This window comes from Paenibacillus sp. 19GGS1-52, from assembly GCF_022369515.1.
GTDB lineage: Bacteria > Bacillota > Bacilli > Paenibacillales > Paenibacillaceae > Paenibacillus_AQ.
This window is the reverse complement of record NZ_CP059724.1, coordinates 3,564,816-3,586,362: the sequence shown is the minus strand read 5'-3', so window position 1 is coordinate 3,586,362 and position 21,547 is coordinate 3,564,816. Positions and strand designations below refer to the sequence as shown.

The 21,547-nt window shown below is 39.0% G+C and carries 19 protein-coding genes and 2 pseudogenes; 18 read left to right on the top strand and 3 right to left on the bottom strand.

The window, feature by feature from the left end; genetic code table 11:
• The first annotated feature begins 238 nt into the window (after window positions 1-238).
• The 8 genes and pseudogenes from H1230_RS16800 to H1230_RS16765 form a co-directional block, all read left to right on the top strand.
• On the top strand, window positions 239-727 hold the full coding sequence (locus tag H1230_RS16800; protein WP_239710853.1) for a hypothetical protein: 489 nt from the start codon (window positions 239-241) through the stop codon (window positions 725-727).
• A 98-nt stretch (window positions 728-825) separates the two neighbouring features.
• Entirely contained in the window at window positions 826-1,278 is a 453-nt protein-coding gene (locus H1230_RS16795) for a DUF6042 family protein (RefSeq protein WP_239710850.1), read from the top strand.
• Window positions 1,279-2,760: 1,482 nt separating this feature from the next.
• Window positions 2,761-4,059: a peptidoglycan-binding protein gene (locus H1230_RS16790; RefSeq protein WP_239710848.1), complete on the top strand. Its 1,299-nt coding sequence runs from the start codon at window positions 2,761-2,763 to the stop codon at window positions 4,057-4,059.
• Window positions 3,966-4,976, top strand: a complete 1,011-nt coding sequence (locus H1230_RS16785; protein WP_345773437.1) for a glycoside hydrolase domain-containing protein — start codon at window positions 3,966-3,968, stop codon at window positions 4,974-4,976. Before H1230_RS16790 ends, H1230_RS16785 begins: the two co-directional genes overlap by 94 nt.
• A gap of 9 nt (window positions 4,977-4,985) precedes the next feature.
• On the top strand, window positions 4,986-5,327 hold the full coding sequence (locus H1230_RS16780) for a hypothetical protein (RefSeq protein WP_239710845.1): 342 nt from the start codon (window positions 4,986-4,988) through the stop codon (window positions 5,325-5,327).
• A 209-nt stretch (window positions 5,328-5,536) separates the two neighbouring features.
• Window positions 5,537-5,854 carry a transposase gene (locus tag H1230_RS16775; protein ID WP_239710842.1) on the top strand — a complete coding sequence of 106 codons (318 nt, stop codon included), beginning with the start codon at window positions 5,537-5,539 and terminating at the stop codon, window positions 5,852-5,854.
• A gap of 11 nt (window positions 5,855-5,865) precedes the next feature.
• Complete coding sequence (locus H1230_RS16770) at window positions 5,866-6,732, top strand: IS3 family transposase (RefSeq protein ID WP_239710840.1); 867 nt, start codon at window positions 5,866-5,868, stop codon at window positions 6,730-6,732.
• A gap of 179 nt (window positions 6,733-6,911) precedes the next feature.
• A pseudogene (locus tag H1230_RS16765) lies at window positions 6,912-7,298 on the top strand (transposase); the annotation flags it as partial.
• Window positions 7,299-7,838: 540 nt separating this feature from the next.
• On the opposite strand, the gene H1230_RS16760 reads toward H1230_RS16765, so the two are convergent.
• A complete protein-coding gene (locus tag H1230_RS16760; RefSeq protein ID WP_239710838.1) occupies window positions 7,839-8,057 on the bottom strand; it encodes a YvrJ family protein in 219 nt (72 codons plus the stop codon).
• 628 nt (window positions 8,058-8,685) lie between these two features.
• On the opposite strand from H1230_RS16760, the gene H1230_RS16755 reads away from it, so the two are divergent.
• From H1230_RS16755 to H1230_RS16745, 3 genes are all read left to right on the top strand, one after another.
• A complete protein-coding gene (locus H1230_RS16755; protein ID WP_239710835.1) occupies window positions 8,686-8,979 on the top strand; it encodes a hypothetical protein in 294 nt (97 codons plus the stop codon).
• Window positions 8,980-9,531: 552 nt separating this feature from the next.
• The gene (locus H1230_RS16750) at window positions 9,532-9,897 is read left to right on the top strand and encodes a hypothetical protein (RefSeq protein ID WP_239710833.1); all 366 of its coding nucleotides are present in this window, start codon (window positions 9,532-9,534) and stop codon (window positions 9,895-9,897) included.
• 10 nt (window positions 9,898-9,907) lie between these two features.
• Window positions 9,908-10,078 (top strand): hypothetical protein, encoded by a 171-nt coding sequence (locus H1230_RS16745; RefSeq protein ID WP_239710831.1) that lies wholly within the window; start codon window positions 9,908-9,910, stop codon window positions 10,076-10,078.
• Here H1230_RS16745 and H1230_RS16740 read toward each other — a convergent pair.
• Window positions 10,068-10,373, bottom strand: a complete 306-nt coding sequence (locus H1230_RS16740) for a hypothetical protein (protein WP_239710828.1) — start codon at window positions 10,371-10,373, stop codon at window positions 10,068-10,070. The genes H1230_RS16745 and H1230_RS16740 overlap by 11 nt on opposite strands.
• A 1,059-nt stretch (window positions 10,374-11,432) precedes the next feature.
• On the opposite strand from H1230_RS16740, the gene H1230_RS16735 reads away from it, so the two are divergent.
• Together H1230_RS16735 and H1230_RS16730 are read left to right on the top strand one after the other, a co-directional pair.
• Window positions 11,433-11,798 (top strand): hypothetical protein, encoded by a 366-nt coding sequence (locus H1230_RS16735; RefSeq protein ID WP_239710826.1) that lies wholly within the window; start codon window positions 11,433-11,435, stop codon window positions 11,796-11,798.
• Window positions 11,799-11,809: 11 nt separating this feature from the next.
• Window positions 11,810-11,977 (top strand): hypothetical protein, encoded by a 168-nt coding sequence (locus H1230_RS16730; protein ID WP_239710824.1) that lies wholly within the window; start codon window positions 11,810-11,812, stop codon window positions 11,975-11,977.
• Between the two features lie 870 nt (window positions 11,978-12,847).
• Here the strand turns inward: H1230_RS16730 and H1230_RS16725 are convergent.
• Window positions 12,848-14,406: pseudogene (locus H1230_RS16725) on the bottom strand (IS1182 family transposase).
• A 124-nt stretch (window positions 14,407-14,530) separates the two neighbouring features.
• On the opposite strand from H1230_RS16725, the gene H1230_RS31410 reads away from it, so the two are divergent.
• The 5 genes from H1230_RS31410 (at window position 14,531) to H1230_RS16705 (ending at window position 21,518) form a co-directional block, all read left to right on the top strand.
• Window positions 14,531-14,662 carry a hypothetical protein gene (locus H1230_RS31410; RefSeq protein WP_275590890.1) on the top strand — a complete coding sequence of 44 codons (132 nt, stop codon included), beginning with the start codon at window positions 14,531-14,533 and terminating at the stop codon, window positions 14,660-14,662.
• Window positions 14,663-15,184: 522 nt separating this feature from the next.
• Window positions 15,185-15,658, top strand: coding sequence for a L,D-transpeptidase family protein (locus tag H1230_RS16720; RefSeq protein WP_239710822.1), 474 nt, complete (start codon window positions 15,185-15,187; stop codon window positions 15,656-15,658).
• A gap of 896 nt (window positions 15,659-16,554) precedes the next feature.
• Window positions 16,555-17,238: a metal-dependent hydrolase gene (locus H1230_RS16715; protein WP_239710820.1), complete on the top strand. Its 684-nt coding sequence runs from the start codon at window positions 16,555-16,557 to the stop codon at window positions 17,236-17,238.
• Between the two features lie 1,330 nt (window positions 17,239-18,568).
• Window positions 18,569-18,718, top strand: coding sequence for a hypothetical protein (locus H1230_RS16710; RefSeq protein ID WP_239710819.1), 150 nt, complete (start codon window positions 18,569-18,571; stop codon window positions 18,716-18,718).
• Between the two features lie 490 nt (window positions 18,719-19,208).
• Window positions 19,209-21,518, top strand: coding sequence for a glycoside hydrolase domain-containing protein (locus H1230_RS16705; RefSeq protein WP_239710817.1), 2,310 nt, complete (start codon window positions 19,209-19,211; stop codon window positions 21,516-21,518).
• Window positions 21,519-21,547 lie beyond the last annotated feature (29 nt).

Genomic DNA, 21,547 nt, shown 5'->3' with positions numbered 1-21,547 from the left:
ACCTTAAATCAAGTAGGACTGCCAGATGACGAAATCACAGCAACACCAGAAGGAATGGACTGAACCAACGCGGACTATCGAATATTGGACCACCAGACAAACCATGTTCGTCTGGTGCCACAGCCACGGGGTCACGCCACAACAATTTAAATACTAGCTTCGCAAAATAGACCCCGTGACCCCTAGAACTTCCCCTTCCCACTTCAAATAGTTATCATTAAACAATAACAACATACTCTTGGCTATCCTTGGAGTCCGCTCACATTTTGAAATCACTGGTACTATTGCTTTTCTGTATAAACGACTTGTAAGTTTTTATAAAGGGAATATTGATTATGATACATTGGATAGAGATTTACATGTTCTTTCTCTCGGTGCCCGTGTGAAAGAACATGTAGACATGCCAGATCCCATAGGTGTTATGGATCTTATTGATGCCATTGATGATTACTTCAGGAAATTAAGTGGAATCAAGGAGAAGATGTTCAGGACTTCGTATGATCATTTATCTGAATTCTGTCATCCCAATTGCTTTGGTTTGTTTATGGCAAGTGAAATAGATCTTGAGTCAAGAATCGTTCATTATCATAAACCAGGAAATATTCAGGCGGAGAATTATTGGTCTGTTCATTTATTTTTGATGTCGGCTGAGAGTATTCTTAATATTTATGATAAGATCCTAGATCTTATAAAGAAAAACGAAGAACTTCCTCATCTGTTTTTTTGAAATTCCTAGACGTAACTAGAATTAAACTTGATTTAACAGTACAAGGATTTCACTAGTGAAATTTGTATCAACTATTGATGAGGAGGGATTATTAAGCTATGGAAACCTTACTTGGTTTAATTGAGGACAGTAAAATTGAGAGTGGTTATACTATACTACCGAATGGCTTTGTAGACAATGGCTGGCTTGTAAAAGCTCCTGCAATAGCAACACCTGTGTTAATGGGCCTAGCATTAACTATTTCTAAGAGAATGCAAAAGAACGATATAATTCGCTACTTATATGAACATTACTCCGATGACACACGTTTTAATTTTTTTGTCCCGCGTCATAAATTTAAAGATAAAAATGAACAGCTCGATTTTTGGGAAAATCGCCAACGTGAAACTGAGATAAGACTCTCTCTTGAGAACGCAGGTTACCAGTATCCCGAGAATGTTGAAGATATGCTGGCGTTGTTTATTAAATGGGGGATCGTTATAGAAAAAAATGAGCAACTGGATTTAGCAATATCTCCTTTTCCGATACCAGAAACTTTTGGAATTGATTAATTTACTTAGTGAAATCTATGACCATTTCAGGAGCTGTATTTCAAAAAATATTTTTTTAGGATAATATAAGTCGGAATTAATCTAGCCTTAATGTGATGTTTAGTTAGTAGTTACTCATTATCTTTACTCCAGGAGTATACCTATAAGTTAGGAGTGGTTATATAATGCAAGGGTATTGTATTCCTTTCCCTCGAGTCTGTTTAGGAATAGCTTTCCTCTTAAAAATTGTCTTGAACGTATTGATTACGATGTTACTGGTTTATATATCATTTTTGAAAATGCAAATGTTCTATATGTAGGAATGTCACTTAAGATAGACAGACGCATTTCAATAATTGAAAGTAACCACCATCAACTCCCCAATATCCTTAAAAAACATCCTGATTCAAGGGTTCACATTATAGAGTTTCCCTAGTGGGAGTTGGACATATCAGACGATGATATAACTTTATATCAGTTTCTACTAAACGCAGCATTAAGAAAATACGAAAGTTCCGCCATTCTATATTACAGACCTAAATATAATAGGAGCTCTTAATCAATTTGGTTAAAGAATACGGCGTCGACGGCATGGCATGATGCTGCTGCAGTTCTGCGCATGTTTACTTTATGACAAACATGTACTGAATCGATTCGATTATGAAATGACGGACAGAGGGTGCAGACTGGCGCGCTTCGCTGACAATTGCGCGCCACGAATATGCTGCGTGTAGTTAAGTACAAAAGCAATGCTGAACAAAAGATGAAGGTAAGCCCTTAGGATCCGCTATGCAGGCGGAGGCTTAAGCCGCTGCGAACAAAAGTCGTGGTGGTGAGCGTAAAAGAGAAGGCATAGCAAGACTTTGTCAGGTGGTGAGTGCTACGGAGACGAACACAAACCAATGGCTGATAAAGTGTCGAAAGCGTAGTGATGTCAGGGAGTTGTTATCTTGGGATTAGTTTGGAGAACACATGTTTACTGTCCAGATGGTGGTCGGCATGAAGGTGTCGTGAACGTAGCACAGTTTTGTGTTCAGAACGTGGGAACCTACGACTTCGATGTTAATAGAAAAGTCCAAGCTAAAACCCCGCAAGGATGAATGAAAGTGCAGATGTGGAGTATGGGGGCGGTGGGTCATCACATAAGTGGCCCTTTTACCCAGAGGGAGCCATGTGAACGGTTGCTTTACTTTATTATGGTTATAAGTCTTGTATTTGGTGTATCAAATAATTTGCTCTCTTACATTGAAGATCTTCCCTTTAGGATAGAAGAATAAAAAAAAGAAATTTCTTTAATTATATTGCGTAACGATACGTTATATATTATTATATGTATAGAGGCTTGATTTGTTTTTACTAATGAGGTGCCAGATACACTTCATTGGCTAAATATCTGAGCAATTTCAAGAATTCTATAAACTAGAATAATTAAGACATTTATGTTAATGGAAAAATCTAATGTGGCTAAAGCTCAGAAAATAGACATTATGAGGAGGAATTAAAATGGATGCAATGGTAAGAGAAGTACAAATATGGTTGAACGTAACATACCAAAGACATTATGAACTTCCCATCCTTGATGAAGATGGGATTACAGGCTGGGCGACTGTAAGAAAGCTCATTCAAGCTTTACAAATTGAGATTGGTTTAACTCCCGATGGTGATTTTGGTCCAGGAACATTGGCAGTCTGCCCTACATTGTACACAAGCACATTGACAAGCAATTTGAATTTTATTTTACAAAGTGCATTATATTGCAAAGGGTTTAACCCTAATGGATTTGATGGTGCGTATGGAAGTGGTGTCGCTGCCGCAATTACCAAATTTAAAGCGAATGCTGGTCTGCCAAACCCTAGTGGTATTACTACCCCGATGGTATTTAAAGCTTTGTTAAATATGGATGCTTACTTGGGAGTAGGCGACTTGAGAATCAAGGACACAAAAGTCCATCAAATTCAGCAAACTTTAAATAATAAGTATTCAAACACTATTGGCTTGGTTCCGACGGATGGGAATTATACAAAAGACACTAATAAAGCTATTGTGCAAGCTCTTCAGATTGAAGAAGGTCAAACTGTAGCCGATGGTGTACTTGGACCAACCACGATTTCTCTCTTGCCAACACTCTCTTCAGGAAACACGCAAACAGCATTCATCTTACTGCTTCAGTTTTCCTTGTACGTAAATGGATTTGACCCTAACGGATTTGATGGTAAATATGGAAATGGAGTTAAAAATGCAGTCAGCGCTTTTCAAACATTTGTTAAGCTTGCGGTAGATGGAATTGCAGGTAAGCAGGTTTGGTCATCTCTGCTGGTAAGTACCGGTGATAAAAATCGTAAAGGAACGGCCTGTGATTGTGTAACTACCATTACAACTTTAAAAGCACAAACTTTAAAACAAAATGGTTACAAAACTGTTGGTCGCTATCTTGTGCGCGATTGGAAAAGAATCAAGCAGGGCGAGTTAGATGCGATCTTTGGTGCAGGCCTCACTGTATTTCCTATTTATCAACGATCCGGCGATGGAATTGAACATTTTAATGAAGCTCAAGGTGCCTCGGATGCGCGTGATGCCCATGCCGCCGCTACAGGTTATGGTTTTAATGTAGGTACTATCATTTACTTTGCAGTTGATTTTGATGCAGTGGATGGACAAGTCACAACAAACATCATCCCGTATTTTCGTGCTGTTTACAACAAGATGCAATCCCTGGGGGGAAATACCGAATTGGTATTTATGGCCCGAGAAACGTTTGTAGCCGTGTATTTAAAGAGAGATATGCCGTTACGAGCTTTGTGAGTGACATGTCTACAAAATTTAGTGGGAATTTGGGTTACCCTCTACCCAATAATTGGGCTTTTGACCAGATTTCCACGATAAGCATCGGTGCTGGGGATGGCGCCATTGAAATTGATAATAATATTCAATCTGGTCTGGACATGGGTGTTAGTAGCGTAGCTATTCTTAATCCCTTGGACGATAACTATTTGCTTAGTGATTACACTGATGCTATTTCAAATGAAGTTGTCCCAATTGTTTCAGATCATCTTAGTTTCGCCCAGGAACTCATTACACTAAGATCGCCTCAGACCGCCGTTAATGTAATCTTTCAATATGATGAATTAATTACTCAATTGAGTCAAAAATACAACTTCAGAAAGGCAATGTTGCAAAGTGTTGTACTTAGAGAATTAAGCTTTGAGAATGTAACAGACGTTGCTGCAGATGCAGCCGTAAAAGAACATTATGCTTATAAAGAGGCGTATGAAGCGTGGCTAGAGTTACCGGATGCTGTAAAGGCCATAACTCCAGCGCCTACCTATCCAATCTTAGGTAGAGAGGATGCCAGTACAGGATTTGGTCAAATCTTCGCGAAAACTGCAATTGATTCGATTAATTATGCTGTAAATAATGGAATTGCATCTGGTAACACATATAATTACAGTAGTTGGAAAGATGTTATGTACATTTGGACCCAATTGAACAGTAATGTAGAGTTTAATTTGGCAACTTGTGCGCTGGTTTTGTTAAGAGCAGCTAATCAAGTTGAACTTGATTCCGATTATTATGGTTATACAGAAACAGATATAAAAAAAGTGCTTTCCAGATACAACGGTACAAATGATGCTGCAACAAATTACGGAAATGAAACGTTTAAATACTACCAAGTATTTGAAAAATACAATAAACTTGTAAGAGAACATTCTATTATTTAGGAGGAACGAATGAAAAAATTATTACTTTTTCTTTTTAGTGGATTAGTAAATGCGGTATTGGGATATTACTTTTATTATGTGCTGCAAATGATACTTGGATGTTTTTATCTTATTGGGTATTACTTAGGATTTGTAACAGCGTATCAGGAAAACGGAGAAGAAAGCATACTTTTTGCTCTGATTCTTGTGTCAGTTTTGTTACTAGGTGCATATATGGCTATTATGACTTTCATGAACCACTTGCTAATTAAAATTGCACTTATGCGGAGACGATATGCTTTGCTAATTAACGGTTTTATTTTCTTAGCAGTTTTTATCCCAAGAGCTATTTTTTTATATTCCACAAAGTAATGTTTTTTCAAAAGTTCAATCTTAGAAGTTCGCGCTACTTGAATGTTTGTGTTCGTTCTAGCTTTTTGTACACCGTAATTACTTACTTAAGTAAGTAATTACGGTGTATTTTTATTTCTACGACAGCTATAGGCTAATTTGCAGTTAGAATAAAAGGTGGACGCCCGTTAACAGACTGGCCGATAATGAGACTAACGGAGGTGTGTTCAATGGGAGAACATCGGCAACGCTATAACGAAGAGTTCAAAAAACAGACAGTGCAGTTCATTCAAGAGCAAACGAAAACGGTGGCGGATTTGGCGGAAGAACTTAATATCCCCAAAAGCACGCTGCATCAGTGGATGAGCCAATACCGGGAATTAAAGAATGAACCGGCAGCCAGCATGGATCGGGTCCGGGAACTCGAAGCCCAGTTGAAAGAAGTGAACCGGCTGCTGCAAGAGAAAGAGAGCAAGTTCTCGGATGTAGAGGAAGAACTCGCAATCGTAAAAAAAGCAGTGCACATCTTCAGCAAACCAAGGAACTGAAATTCCAGTTCATGGAGAACCATCGCTCCGAGTTCCGCTTGGAGAAGATGTGCGAAATCCTACAGGTGTCCAGGAGCGGATACTATAAGTGGCGGACGGGATCCCCTTCAACGGCGTATAAGCTTCGAAAAGCAGCGATCCTGAAGCGAATTCAATATCACTTCAAGGATCAGAAGGGGCGATATGGGAGTCCCAAGATTACCCGGCTGCTGCACCAAGAAGGCTTTACCATTACGGAACGTACCGTAAGTGTGTATATGCGGCAAATGAAGCTCCGCTCCATTGTATCCAAGACGTATCGTGTCCAGACCACCAACTCTAACCATAACCATCCGATTGCCCCGAACACCCTGAACCAGCAGTTTAAAGTCCTTACACCCAATACAGTATGGGTGACAGACATTACGTATATTCCATGCCGTGGGGGCCGGCTGTACCTGGCGAGCGTCATGGATCTGTGTACGCGTGAAATTGTAGGATGGCGTTTATACGACCATATGGAAACCCGTCTGGTCCTGGATGCCTTGCAGGATGCCTACACCGCTAAACGACCGGGTAAAGGACTCTTGCACCACTCTGACCGGGGTTCCCAGTACACCTCCCACGAGTACCGTGACCAATTGAAGACCTACCACATAGAAGCCAGCATGAGCCGCAGAGGGAACTGCTACGATAACGCCTGCATTGAGTCCTGGCACAGCATTCTAAAGAAAGAACTCATCTACTGCAATCCGCGTTTCAAAAACAAAGAGCAGGCGTACACGGCTCTTTTTCAATATATTGAGTTTTACTACAACCGCAAGCGAATCCACAGTGCACTAGGGTATCTTTCGCCTGCCCGTTTTGCCGAGCAATTTAACAGAAAATCGGTCGCATGAACGTCCACTTTGTTGACAGAGGTCCACTCTTAATCAAGCCGCAAAAAGGAAAGCAAAAAAAGATAGAAAGTGGATTTGATAAAGCGAGCTTTAAATATGATTCCATAAATAATAGATATATTTGCCCGTTGGGTTATGAATTAGCTTTCAAATAGAATGGAAAACAAGATGGGAAAGAGTATAGGCGTTACACTTGCGAAGCCTTCGATTTTTGCGGACAAAAAGAGTCCTGTACTTCTGCCAAAGGCGGAAGGTCGGTAACCAGACTTAGTGACGAAGAAGTGATCGAACAGATTACCGAAAACACGCGTAAACAAAGTAATATTTATAAGCAAAGAGGACATATTGTGGAGCACCCTTTCGGGACGATAAAACGTCACTGGGGCTATACATACTTTTTAACACGAGGGTTGGCATCAGTAGGTACTGAGACCAATTTGATTTGTCTTGTCTATAATTTAAAGAGAATCAAAATAATAGGCGTGAAGGAGCTCATACGTCTCTTAAGAGACCGAACTCCTTTAATATTAAATAGGCATAACCTATATTTGAGAAAAATAGCATGAATCCACGTTTTAAAGAGTACTCAGCTATCAGTTGTTAGACAGTCTGACGTACGGTGGTGTGAGAGGTCGGGGGCTAGCCGCCCCCTCCTACTCGATTCTTTATTGAAAAACAATAGAGCCGAGTTGTTGTTATTGTGGATTTTCGGCAGTTTACTTAACAGTGTTCTTTAACTGGCACTCCTGGATATTCTTTCGAATGAAGGCACCGCATTACTAACGGGAATATTTACGCCAATCCCTCGCAAACTTTCCTGCCCTGCAGCTTCAGGAGGTTCTGATATATCCCATCTGGTCGTGCCTGGAGTTTTCGTCTTGCAAACACATCTTGTCTGGCCATGTTCGGTAAAGGGGAGAGGTGCGCTTCGGGAGAAACCTACCCTACAGCAGTGAAGCAGACGCTTAACAATATAGATGTTCTTCCATCAAGAAAAATTAGTGTCAAGAGAAAATAAAGTTATAAAGTGACTGAGTACCCCGCCCGTAGTTCCGAATTCTGAGCAGCTCCGCGCCAAGCTGCTCCCTTCAATCTTTCTATTTCGCTTAGTTTTCCTTTTTTTCTACTTGTATTGTTGAATTCAAACCGTTTTGATGAAATGTTCTAACCAACATATTCATGGTCTTGTCAAGTTGAAGTAATCGCTTCTCTAATCCGTCCATTTGTTTATTAAATTTAACTAGAATTGTTTGGAGAAGAATAAGAGACAAAGCGATTGGAAATCCAACATTCCCAACTAGTTGAATCATGGTTTGCATATCCATAAGGAAATCCTCCTTTCTTCTGTTAATACATATATTATATTATAATACGTGACGTTACGCTATATTAAATTGATAAATAAGAACTGGAACTATTCTTATAATGAATTAATTTAAGCTTTGAATGAAAAATACACCTCTAATATACTGTGAATTATTATTTTGGGAAGGTCAAACTGAATACGAAAAAAAATTTACGGATGAAGTATAAATGAACAAAAATAGAATCAATGAACTATTCGGATTACAGAAGAAACTCATGTTGTATCAGCAGATATTACAAAGAAAATCATGTCGCAAGAGCTGTGAATTTCCTGGTATTATGCATTGTTAAGAATGTGTGTTCCATAGTGATTGAGAGGAACTAACAAAAGCTAACGACATGAATAAGAGCTTTACATATTAGATAACAGGTATACTGAATTGAGCCTTGTACACAACTAGTTCGAACAAGCAACCTTTTTGGAGTTTCAAGATATCAAAGTGGTCATTGTGAATCAACATCATGTAAACAAAAGTAAATGAGTATGAATGTCATCGCAATCTCATTCGAAATGGAAAATAGAGAGCCGAAATTACCGACGCAGGAATATTCCGGATTATCTATTCTCATGAATTTTGGTAGAGAGTGATGGAAAGTTTCAGTCAAGTACGAGTGCGTGTGCATAACTGGCTGGATAATATTTTCTGGAGTAGCCGTAGTGTTAAGGACTGGGAAGGCAAATTATCGCTCATGACGTTGCTACAATTTCCCACCCCAAAGAAAAATGTCTCTACAGGTGGCAGAGACATTCTAGTACTAAAAACAGAAGTGAAGCATGAAGTGGGTATCAAGAGAGTCGAGCAGTTCTTCGCTACTGCAGGAAAGATCAGAAGATCCATTGGATTGTGTGAAGGACTACGGGCAGTGAGAATAGAGCTATGAGGTTGCTGGAGCAATACGATCTGTTCAGTATGCAGTTTGAAACAACTTTATGGAGAACTTGAACGAGATCTAGGGAACCACGCAAATGTTGAATATCCCCAGCGTAGATGCAGTCACGGTTGCAAGATTTCTTGCCGATGTTGGGGATCTAAATCACTACTAACATGGGCAACATATCATTCGCTTGGCGGGTCTGAATCTAAAAGAAGATAGTTCGGGTGAATGAAAGAACGGGCATTACCAAGCGTGGAGGTTCTTGGCTGAGAGATTTTACTATTCCATTGTGTAATGCAAATGGTAAGCAAGAATAAAGAGTTATCCTTCCAGGTCGAAAGAGTAAAATCTAAAAATAAGCGAATAACAGGAGAATATATTACTTTATAGTCGGGGAGGGATAGTTAGCCAAAAAAAGAATATATTAGCTAATTGTAATAAGGAGGGATTTTGCGGAATTACTAGTATTGGAATCAAATAAAAAACAAAAAAAATGCATTAAATATTGTACTACGTAACGAATCACTATATAATAATAGAGATAATAAGGAGGGGAATATGGAATATTCTATTAGCTTATTTGGGTATAACTTGAATTGTGAAATTAGTGTTGATAACGAAAAACTAACTATTGAAATTTCGGAGGAAAACCAAAGAGTACTTAAGCAATATCTTTTACGCGTATTGCCTAAGTATGGAAGAGAAACATCTAGTGCATCATCGTTACAATTGCTATTGGAACTTGCTATTGATGCTGAAAAAATACTAGATGGTCGAATGTCGGAACCCAAACTAAAATTGCCTTATGAATTTCAACCGGAAATTAAAGAGAAACTGATTGAGGCGGCACATTTACAAGAGATATCTGCTACACAATTACTTGTTCTACTTATTGAAAAAAAATATTATGAAGTCACTGGATAGGAGGATTACATTGACATACAGTAATAAAATTAAGTTTCACTATGATGTGCCAGCTTACATTAAGAAACAACTGGCAGAAGTGGCTAATGAACTAGATATGACTGCAACAGAACTGTTATCACAAACTATTGAAGAAGAGTACGAACGCGTCAAAATCGAAAAAAATGAAACTAAATTATAGAAGACGGGAAGGGAAGTTGTAAAAAAACTTTTATTTGTTCTAAGGGTAGGCTTTGGTAAAGATAATCCGAACCTATGTGGTCATAAGAAAATAAATGGCAAATAGTATATAGTTCTTCAAGATTATGTTCTAGTAGATAAACATAAACTGTTGAAGCCTCATCATCTATACGACAGTAAAATTTAGAACTTGAATCTTCCGTGATCGCTTTAATATGTAGTTTCACATCATTTGGAAATAGTATCTCAGACACCGTATTAATAAGTTCAGGAAATTCGTTTTCATAGATAAGCATGTGAGAGATCCTCCCTTTTTCTTTTTGTAAATGCAGATGAAGTATTGGCTTACTCATTATACCAAACGAGTGTTCGCATGTTAAGGGGGAATATTCCTTAATAGTAATTATATTACGTACTAATAGACAATGATGTTTCAGTTAGATGACATTATTAATGGAACTATATCAAATTAATACAAAATAATCCCATTAATAAATATATTATACATGCTAATCATATGATGTGCAACGTAACGCAACGATATATTTTTTTGAAATAGAATAGATTGATGATATTTAGTTATTTCAACAGAACCCGAAAAAAATGCGAATAATGAGATTAAATTAGAGTGCAGTAACAGAGTGCTATGTTCAAAATGATCCAGTACAGGATGTCATTTTTACAAGGTTCCGGGTGACATAAGATATTACTCATAAAGTTTCAGAGCTGCTATAGTACAAGCATTTTCCATGTATGAGTCAATGAAATCGATAAAGAAAAGTCCGAATATAGTAGGTGCGCAAAAAACTTTGATGTATTAAGTAGACGCAGTTTATCAATGCTTAGAAAATGAAGGGATCGATGGATGGGTCTTTGACTCGAACATGCATTACCATATATCGAAAAAAGGAAGAGGGATAGAGCAAATAGAAATTATCATTGCCAATAAATTAAACGACATTTTGTGCAATCATTAAAGGAAAATCTTAGTAGTGAAAAATATAATATTTTGTTGTGTAACGCTATACTATATTTTTCCTTTAATATATGTTATAAAGATATATATTTTGCGGTATACTAGAATAAAAAGATAAGAAAAAGATGAAATTGAAGCCCCCTAGGCTGACTCGAGACAGCAAAAAAAAAGAATTAGCACGTATGCCTGGGAGCATAAGATTATAACAGACGTAGCTTATTGTGGCGGGAATATATTCACTGAATAATTCTAACTTTTTTCTGGGTTGATGGGTTTTGTGTTGATAATATGAGAGTAATTGCTACAAAATTAAGGGGGAATATTGTGGGATATCACGAGTCACTATATAATAACAAAAAAATATTAGAGGAGGTTGAAAATGAAATACTCGATTAACTTGTTCGGCTACAATGTAGAATGTGAGCTTAAAGTTGTAGGTGAGAGCTTGAGTATTGAAATAACGGAAGAAAATCAAAAAGCACTAAAGCAATATCTAGTGCGTGTATTGCCAAAATATGGTAGAGATGCATCTAGTGTTTCTTCGTTTAAAACATTACTGGAGCTTGCCATAGACGCTGAAAAAACACTAGATGGCCGAATGGTAGAACCAAAACTCAAATTACCTTATGAGTTTCAACCAGAGATAAAGGAAAAGCTGATTGAAGCTGCATCTTTACAAGACTTGTCGGCTACGCAATTACTAATCCGGATCATTGAAAAAAAATATCAAGAAGTCATAGGATAGGAGGTCAAACATTGACATACGGGAATAAGGTGAAGTTTCATTATGATGTACCAGCCTACATTAAAAAGCAATTGGCTGAAGCTGCCAAAAAGCTTAACATGACGGCAACCGAACTTTTATCCAAAACCATAGAAGAAGAATATGAACGCATAAAAAAGGAAAAAGAATCCACTGAATGATAGGAAATTGAGAGAAAAACCGTCTAAGGGCATGGCTCTAATCTAATATATGTAATCTTCTTCTCAGATCGAGTCAAAGTTGAAGAAAATTAATATATACTTCTAAGTGGTTGTGTTCAAGCAAAAAACATTAATGTTGGGTAAGCAAACTTCTATTTTGAGAGGTGTAAATTGTGTCTATGACCTCTACAATTTGTTGCTTCATACGTGGAGGGAAGAGCTTTCTTACAAACAAATGAAGATAATTAGAAAGCTTATTTTCATAGATTATCATAATTTGGGGTATCCCCAGTGTTTATTGTGCTAATTCTGAAACTTTGTTCGCACATTGTCGTCATCCTTATTAGTTATTTTACACATTTTAGAAGTAGAATGTTCCGTTTTTTTATAGATGTTTAGGTTACAGTTGTGAGATGTTTTATGCTAAATAATAACGATAAAATTTCACAATGATGTTGGCTGTGAAATAGATTATAATCGATATAGACGTTTAGAAAATTTCGCTAAAATGGATCATAAAGTATTTTTATGAAAAATTATAATATAATCGAGAAAATAGCACAGGAATGGTTTGTCTTAAGTAATTGTCAAAATATAATATAAGAGCGGTCAATAGTGAGACACGGCGGGGACTATGAGTGGTCACCGCTGGGGATGCGAGACTAACTGGTGCAGCCTAAATACTTTATTCCGAATCCAATTGGTTGAAGGCTTTTCATGCTGATTCTAATATTTTATTTTCTTCTGACAGTGAAAATTAGCCGAATATTTAAAGAGAATGGGGCTGTCCCAAAAGTAGATATTTTTAAAGAATGAGATAGCTCTTGTACTTCAAAGCCCTAAAAGCAAAAAAACGAGCCAGTCTCCGGGTTATTGGAGACTGGCTCGTTTTCGTTTTTGATCTGTAGCGGCCTGCTTTAGCAGGTTATGGGCAAGCGAAAGCCACCCGACTTCGAGCGTCACTTTTGACAACCCTCGAAGCAGGAAACGCCGGAATCCCCGGTTGTTCTTCAGTTGACCAAACACACTTTCCGGTTCCGTCATCCTTCGAACCGCAAGCGCATATCCTTCCTCGCTTCGCAATAGCTCCCTTGCCTGATTTCGGTAACGCAGAGCTGCCCTACTCACGGTGACTTCCCGGTTTCCCGCGGCCTTCGTACAACTCGATTTCAGTGGACAGTTTTCACAACTTGCACTTCGGTAATGACGTTTACGAATTTCGTATCCACTTTCCGTTCTTTCTTTACTCTCGTAGCGAAAACAAAGCGTTTGTCCAGCCTGACAGGTCCACGTATCTTGCTCCTCGTTGTAACGCCAGTTTTCAATCTTTCCGACCTGACTTCTCCAGGCTTTACTTTTCTCTTTGTGGTAGCTGCTATACTTAACAACGGCTTGGATTTGTTTCTTTTCCAAATAAGCATAATTTTCTTCGCTTCCATACCCTGCGTCGGCGATGAGCGTTTTAGGCAATCTTCCCAGCATCTGTTTTACCTTCTTGAAATGGGGTTCCAGACACCGAGTACCGTAGGCCTTTGGTGGAGACTGTAGGCTAAAATAAACTGGTTTTCTGTCCCAATCTGCAGATTATATCCCGGTTTGAGCTGCCCATTTTGCATGTGATCTTCCTTCATTCGCATAAAGGTGGCGTCCGAATCCGTCTTGCTAAAGCTGTTTCGACTCCCCAGCGTTTTCTGATACTGTTCGTACTTTCTCAGGCGCGGAAGCAGATCCTTGCGGAGCTGACGTACCGCTTTCTTCAGTGGTTTATCTTTCGGTTTCTCCTGGAGCCGAGCTTCCAGCTTTTGAATGGCGGTTTCTAACTTCTCACCGGTCCATTCGGTTCCTTCGCCGAGTTCAGCCAGGTCACTGCCTTGTTGAATTTGTTCTTCCCGCTGTTCGTCAGCCTCAATGGTCGCAAAAAGGGTATGTACCTTCTCTTTCAATTTGGCCTTGTGCTTAACCACGGCTTTCCCCCAAACAAAGGTGTAGCGATTGGCATTCGCTTCAATCTTGGTCCCGTCTACAAAATAATAATCTAGAGAGACGTACTTTTCCTCGGCCAAGAACTGCAACACGGCGGTAAACACGGTTTCGAGGACCTCTTTCATGCGCTGGGAACGGAAGCGATTGAGGGTGCGAAAGTCCGGGCGTTGCCTTCCGGCTAGCCATATGAAGGGAATATATTCTCGCACAGCCTTGGCGATTTGACGGGAGGAATAGATGCGCTGAGTGTAGGCGTAAATAATGACTTTGGTTAGCATTTTGGGGTGATAGCTGTCCCGACCGCCACCGGGATATGCTGCGGCAAAGATAGCGTCATCTAGCCGGTTGACGGCGGTATTGACAACACGAACGAGATGATTTTCTGGAATGTCGTCTTCTAAATCCATTGGCAGGCAAAGTGGGTCCATGGTATATTGAATGTACAAAAGAAACCTCTCCTTTGAAATGGTTGGTCGCACTTCCATTTTACCAAAGAGAGGTTTCTTTTTGCTATATTTGAAGACGATTTTAGAAAGGTTTCCACCGAAAATAGCGGAGGGGACGGACTGATTGCGGAAAAGCGGTAGCGGTCGCCTTGCTCTCCAGATGTACACCTCTGAAAATAATTCAGTACATCTGGAGAGCACGGCGATTGGAGCAACGGTCCGTTCGCGGAGCGCTGCTCCAAGTTCCTACGGATAACTTGCTAGACACACAAAGGGCCTATCCCTCTAGCCATTTCCATGGCTTTTGGGACAGCCCCATTTCCATTACTGTATATCGATAAATCCAGATTGGTTCACGATCTGATGAAACAATGAAGCTGCTATAGAATCGTAGCTATGAACGGAGCGGTGTGCTGATGCATATGCTTATTTTCAATATAGGTAATGACCTTCGGCCGATTGCACTTACCAATGAAGCTAACGTTTCGATTTATAACGTCGATTATCAGCAGAATCGTTGGTATAGAATAACAGCAGCACAAAACGCCATTCCTTGGGATGGCATTTTGTGCTGCTGTTAAAGAATCTACCATACTCCATCTGGAGATGCAGTACGATATTAAATGCAAGAGAAAAGCAAATATATTTATCGCGTAACGTTACGTGATATAATATAATTCGAACATAAAAGAGTTACAATTATTGATGCAAAGGGTGCATTGAAAGTTGTAAAACCCTTCTCTTTAATAAAACCAAATAATATATTGGAGGTTTTACTATGAATTATCATATTATGGCTAGTTTCCCCACTAACAGAGATAACAAGGGGACGCTCAAAATGTATAATAACGGTGGAGTTCTCGTATTTGGTCCAGTTGAAGCATTGGGTCGTGGAAGTAATGATGCGGCAAATAACTATGACCATTCAAACTGGAACCTTAAAAATTCTGATGTTCCTACCGGCGTGTATGAAACTACAGAATTGGCCGCTGGAACTCCTAATTCTTCGTTTGGTCCTCATAAAAGAGTTTGGTTTAATAAAGCATTGAGTGGTAATGCGCTTATTGCTCAAAATAATGGTCGCGATGAGATTATGATTCACGGTGGAGATGCTGCTACTGAGTCATTGCGCTCTTGGTATCCTTTGCGTCCGACTTATGGATGTATTCGGCTTAGCAATTTAAACCAAGCTACTTTAATGTCTGCGATAGCTGCTGCTGGAGGCGGTGTTGGGAAAATTACCATCGCATAAAGTGAATAACCCCCTCATAGGAGGGGGTTATTCACTTTATGACTATTTCTTAATGTTTACAATTTCAATCATTTCATTTAAAGTTAAAGCGCTTATAACTTTGACTTTCTTGGAATCAAAGGAGTATCTATAGAATTTGAATGTATCTGAGGGGGATTAACTGGAAAAGTTTATGAAGACTCCTTTTTTATCCCAGATAATAAAAGCGGTAGAGATAGTACTTGTTTCTCTGGGTACATAAGCAAAAGTGTTATAAAACACGTTATATATTGCTATTCTGCTCATTGAGGGATCTCCATAAGAAAACGTAAGTTTTTGACCATTTAAAGACCAACAGTAGATCGTAATAGTCTCAACTGCGGTTGCGCTCTTTACTAAATCGATGTTGATGATAGCTTATGGAAAAAAATCAGTGCATCCTTTTGTCCGGCTAATAAAAAAGCCTCACAATTGCAAACTGGAAGAACTGAAAGATAAGCTTTATTCGTCACATGTTATTGTCACTAACTTCGCCTATTTCTTTAATGATCTGAAGATGAGAATAAAAAACGGAAGCGGCTCTCTTCCACCTTAGACGCCGTTATTTTTGACGAAGCACACGTGATCGATGATGTCTGCTGTAAGGTTTTTGAAAAGAAAGTGGATATTAATCGATTTGAAAGCCTTTTTGATGCCTTGTTCGAAAAAAGAACTTATTTAGAACTCGATCAGGCTAACCAGCTAGCTCTCGCTCAATATCGTCAAACCTTTGAACAACAGATATCGCAAGTCTATTCAGAAATAAGAGAAGAAATGAAGGATGAACAGGGAAAGGTTATTTCATTCAAATTGCTTGATTCTAAGATTGAAATGTCCGAAGTCTGTGCTACGCTCACAGCCTTTATCCAAAAGTTATCTTGGCCAAAGGATTATTTGCGAAGGTCCCGGTTATACTCTCCAGCGCAACGATGTCTTCTACCACTAAGGAAAGCAAAACCTTTGACTTTTTCGCTGGACGTATTGGTGTCAAAGAATACAATTCACTGATTGTTGACAGTCCTTTTGACTATGAGAAAAAAACAATGATCTTTTGTCCAGACGATACTCCGGATCCGAACAGGCCCGAGTACTTGCAATATGTACCCAACAAAATAGAGGATTCCATGTTAGGTATGACAAATCTTTCGATCTCCTTACCCGTTGTAGCAGTAGCTGCAGTCAGTGCGTTGCTGCCAGATATTGATGAACCGAACTCCTTACTCGTATCTAAAACCATACCAAAGGACCTAATCCGCTTACTTAAGGCACTGATGATTGGAATTGGTCTTTTATCTGGTTCTGCATTCGCCCCGTGGAATACGGTTATTGCGATTTTAGCGGCCTCTATATTTTTCATGCCAATTCGCACTTTTCGTAATGTAATCATGATTCTAACAGGTGCCGCTCTTATTCTCTTCGGTCATTCGCTCATACCTTGGAATTATATTATCGGGTGTCTGCTTATTATCTGTGCGTTAGTGCCTCACCGGGGTCTGACACATACTTTTTATGGTGTCACTGGTTGGACATTACTTTTATTTTTTAACCCATACTTATGTTAAGCCATTTGGTTAGCCTGCGGCGTGTCATACTTGCTGCATTTGCTAGCTGACTCGATCACGAATCATGGTATACGTCCTTGGCCACCTTTCCAGTTTCGTTTAAAGCAAGTACCGGAACAATCAAGCGGTACTCTTGTAGAAAGCGTCTGTATTGGACTTGCGATGGTTCTAGTGTGGTTTGTATTCATTCGTGACGTAAATTTAAATCATCTTATTCCGAGCTGAGGAGGGCGTCCTGTGAAAGAATTTTTTTCGGATAACTTTGTTATTAAACAATATTAATTCACATTAGAACAACAATAGACTTTATGAATATCCTTGAACATGGCCGAGAATCTATTAAAAATCGTTTTTAATTTGGAGAATCGGCTATTTTATCGAAGACAAATTACGAACGGTTTAAATATGCTAAGAATACAAAATCAGTACTTGTCGATGAAGTGAAGCTTGCATCCAATCTGATAGTCTTGTTAGTTAAAATAGTGTTATTTCTCCATACTTTACTAACAGTTCTGTAGCAACACCTAGGGGTTCTAGCATATCAACATTTAAAGATTTGACTTGGACTGATCATGGGTATACAGCTCTATAGGGCTCGGCGATACAAGCTTCAATGATAGCATTTTTTCCTAATGCAACAGTTGTGAGTGCACAGAATCCTAGTTATAATTGTCATTCATATGCATGGTATTCAACAAGTTCGACTAATAATCATTGGATGAATAGCTCAAGTGCGTATAGAACAGATGGTAGTTATACCAGTGGAACGGGGAAAGTTGGAAGTGAAGTTATGGGGCAGCAGACCACTCAGCCATCGTAACTTATGTTGGAGCAGTATCAGGCCCGAATATAACTGTTAAGTGTGGGGATACAACGGAGTAGTTTCAATGTTTCTGAAGAATTTAAAATGAACTTGATTCGCCGTTCAAACGAAAATGATTGATTCTAAAATGACAGTGGGTGAAACTCCAGCTTTAGATTGGAGGATCTTCACTATATTAAATAACTCTTCCAGCCCTTTCTATGTATGAAGAAATCTGAAATGTTTACCGTAAGGTTCCCCTTTATTTAAGAATGTTTGGCCTTTTGAGATACTCATGATCCTTCTCACACTCTCTGATTGTAGTAACCCTATGATATCTGCTTGGAGTTCCACAGCATCGCACGGAGATCTAGTTCTCAACTAGCCTAAACATGGCCTCTACAAGTAGGGGCGAACAGCAACCGGATGTGTTCCTAGGGACACAATAGTTCAATAAAACAGCGACAGTCTAATACTTTATTCTCTATGAACTTCTGAAAGATCCTTTGCAACAAAACCATGAGGTGCTTGATAATCACTTTTGATAATATTCCATATATTTCCAGTGCCAGCCTCAGTGGTCTGGCCGTGAAACAGCATGAGGAGAGTGTGAAGGCGACACCAGGAACAGACGACGGCTGGTCGGACGATATAGCGGCAAGAGACGGGACGTCATAGTCCTTGGAACAAACATTTATATTTAGTTTGGGGCAAATTCAAGTAATACTGTGGCAAGAATGATTTGGGTTTAGGGATAGCGATCCTGCTCGTCGTTTTCTACTTTCTTTATAACTTAATGCGATATAAACATGACTGTTAGTACTGGAGGTAATCAGGATGAGGATAAAGATATAGGAAAAGTTTGAAGAAGAACTACAGAAAGTCACGAAACAGATTATGGAGATGAAGTTCCATCAGAAGATAAAAAGCATGCAGGATACGATTTTGGTTCTGCGGACACACATTAATCATAGGGTGGGACTGCAAAACATGTTCAAAAATTATCACGGTGGTATAGCTCAATAACGCATGCTTTATTCGAGGGAAAAGCATCCGTCCTTCCCATCTTAAAAGAGCGACCGCGAATAAATATTGCGTATTAACACGTTACGTGATATTGTATTCGTATCGGCCGATACACTCTATTACGAAGAAAGAGGTTATTGATATGGATGAAATGGTGCAAAGAACCCAGATTTGGCTTAATCAAACTTATTATTTGTCAAAACAGGAATATATTTATGTAGATCAAGACGGAATTACTGGATGGTCTACAATAAAGGCACTTATCCAAGCTTTACAATTTGAACTTATGATTTCACCCGCAGATGGTGTAATGGGTCCTGCTACCTTAGCCGCATGCCCAACACTGTCCGCAAGTACAAGTAATGAGCGATTAATTTATATTCTTCAAGGAGCACTTTATTGTAAAGGTTACAGTCCAAATGGATTAGACGGGGCATACGGAAGCGGAGTTACATCGGCTATTATTAAGTTTAAAACTCATGCGGGTTTATCTAATCCCGATGGTGTAACAACTCCTGTCATTTTAAAAGCATTGCTTAATATGGATGCCTTTATAAATGTGGGTGATGCAAATATCCGCATCATTCAACAAAGACTTAATCGTGATTATTCAAATATTTATGGGAGTAATCTTGGTCTGATCCCGTGTGATGGGATCTATTCGAAGGCTACAAATAAGGCGCTCCTTTATGGTTTACAAATCGAAGAAGGTAGCACTGCTCCGGATGGAATCTTTGGTCCTAATACTCTTTCCTTAATCCCGACCCTATCTGTCGGCAGTACCAAAACAAAATTTATCTTAATTTTGCAATACGGTCTTTATGTCAATATGGGGAACGACTATGATCCTCAAGGATTTAACGGTATTTATGACACCACCCTAAAATCTGTTGTTACCCGTTTTCAAAGTTTTGCTGCATTGGGTGCCGATGGGATTGCAGGTAAACAGACAATGGCTTCTTTACTTGTTAGTACTGGTGATAAGAACAGAAAGGGAACTGCTTGCGATTGTATAACAACCATTACACCAGCCCGCGCTCTAGCACTCAAGTCAAGCGGATATCAAATCGTAGGACGTTATTTGACGGAATCTACCACTTTATCAAAGAAGATTAAACCCGGCGAATTGAACACTATATTTTCTGCAGGATTAAAGGTATTCCCTATCTATCAGACATCGGGAAACGGAATTGATTATTTTAACGCTTCCCAAGGTTCGAAAGATGCTCTTCTTGCAAGAAAAGCTGCGCAGGGCTATGGATTTAAAGATAATACAATCATATATTTTTCTGTGGATTTTGATGCCAGAGATGATCAAGTTACGAGTAACATCATACCTCATTTCCGTGGAATATTTAATATGATGAATAAAGTAAGTTTTCCAAAATATCGAATAGGGATTTATGGACCTAGAAATATTTGTAGCAGAGTCTCTAAGGCTATGTATGCAGAATCTAGTTTTGTCTGTGATATGTCTACAGGATTCAGTGGCAATCTGGGCTACCCACTTCCTACAAATTGGGCTTTCGACCAAATTTCAACGATTAAAATTGGCAGTGGAGAAGGCCTTATTGAAATTGATAATAACATCGCTTCAGGTAAAGAGTCTGGGGTTAGCTCAGTCGATGCAGGGGGTAACCTAGACTTTTTAACTCAAAATCCATCCTTTTTCTCACAGTTAGATACCATTTATAATATTGCTTTAGAATATACTAATGGGGATATAAATAGTGCAAATAAAAAAGTTGTTCAGTATTACAGAAAGAACCACTTTTATGGTACCGCATGGGATGTCGTTGCAGGTCCCATTGATAATGACTTTGTAGCATTAGTGGATTCCAGAATCTCTGATTTTGTTTCAGAGTTTATAATCGACCCTGTTACAGGTGTGATAATGGATGATTACGATATAGCACATCTAACAGCTACCACTAATAGTTATTTATATTTAGTTGATGGTGCCGTCCCCGCTGAATTTGCAGGATGGGCAGGTGATTTATTGACTGTCACTAAAGACGCTATCAAAGCCTACAATGCCGGTCAGTTTGACTCAGTGCGTGCAGCTGCTCGTGACTTTATTGGTACAACTAATGAGAAAGGAACGTTTGATATTAAAGATTTAATAGCAGATGTCGATGCAGTGAATATTGCTTTTGAATTAAATCAAGCGGGTGGACGTAAATTAAATGAGTTGATAAGGGCTTATTATGAAGATGTAAACTATGGAAGCAATCGTTATTCATTATTCGTTGCAAACAAATTCGGCACATTGTCAAATGTCGAGATTGAAGGTAAGCGGTTATTGACTGCTGGTACTCCACTTGATTTAGTTGGTGTCAGAGCTGCTTTCAAGTTTCAATTCGCAGTTCCTGATTATACTGAAGAACAAGGAGAAGAAGTTGCCAAAGCTTTTGGAGACATCCTTGAGGTAAAACTTCATTCGGAAATTTAATTTTTAAAGATATCGCCGCTCACTCATAT

Excerpts from the sequence above, each read along its gene's own strand:
- H1230_RS16775 (WP_239710842.1), top strand. The coding sequence starts at position 5,537 with ATGGGAGAACATCGGCAACGCTATAACGAAGAGTTCAAAAAACAGACA.
- H1230_RS16760 (WP_239710838.1), bottom strand. The coding sequence starts at position 8,057 with ATGGATATGCAAACCATGATTCAACTAGTTGGGAATGTTGGATTTCCA.
- H1230_RS16720 (WP_239710822.1), top strand. The coding sequence starts at position 15,185 with ATGAATTATCATATTATGGCTAGTTTCCCCACTAACAGAGATAACAAG.
- H1230_RS16740 (WP_239710828.1), bottom strand. The coding sequence starts at position 10,373 with ATGCTTATCTATGAAAACGAATTTCCTGAACTTATTAATACGGTGTCT.
- H1230_RS16795 (WP_239710850.1), top strand. The coding sequence starts at position 826 with ATGGAAACCTTACTTGGTTTAATTGAGGACAGTAAAATTGAGAGTGGT.
- H1230_RS16780 (WP_239710845.1), top strand. The coding sequence starts at position 4,986 with ATGAAAAAATTATTACTTTTTCTTTTTAGTGGATTAGTAAATGCGGTA.
- H1230_RS16735 (WP_239710826.1), top strand. The coding sequence starts at position 11,433 with ATGAAATACTCGATTAACTTGTTCGGCTACAATGTAGAATGTGAGCTT.
- H1230_RS16770 (WP_239710840.1), top strand. The coding sequence starts at position 5,866 with ATGGAGAACCATCGCTCCGAGTTCCGCTTGGAGAAGATGTGCGAAATC.
- H1230_RS16755 (WP_239710835.1), top strand. The coding sequence starts at position 8,686 with ATGGAAAGTTTCAGTCAAGTACGAGTGCGTGTGCATAACTGGCTGGAT.
- H1230_RS16750 (WP_239710833.1), top strand. The coding sequence starts at position 9,532 with ATGGAATATTCTATTAGCTTATTTGGGTATAACTTGAATTGTGAAATT.
- H1230_RS16790 (WP_239710848.1), top strand. The coding sequence starts at position 2,761 with ATGGATGCAATGGTAAGAGAAGTACAAATATGGTTGAACGTAACATAC.
- H1230_RS16705 (WP_239710817.1), top strand. The coding sequence starts at position 19,209 with ATGGATGAAATGGTGCAAAGAACCCAGATTTGGCTTAATCAAACTTAT.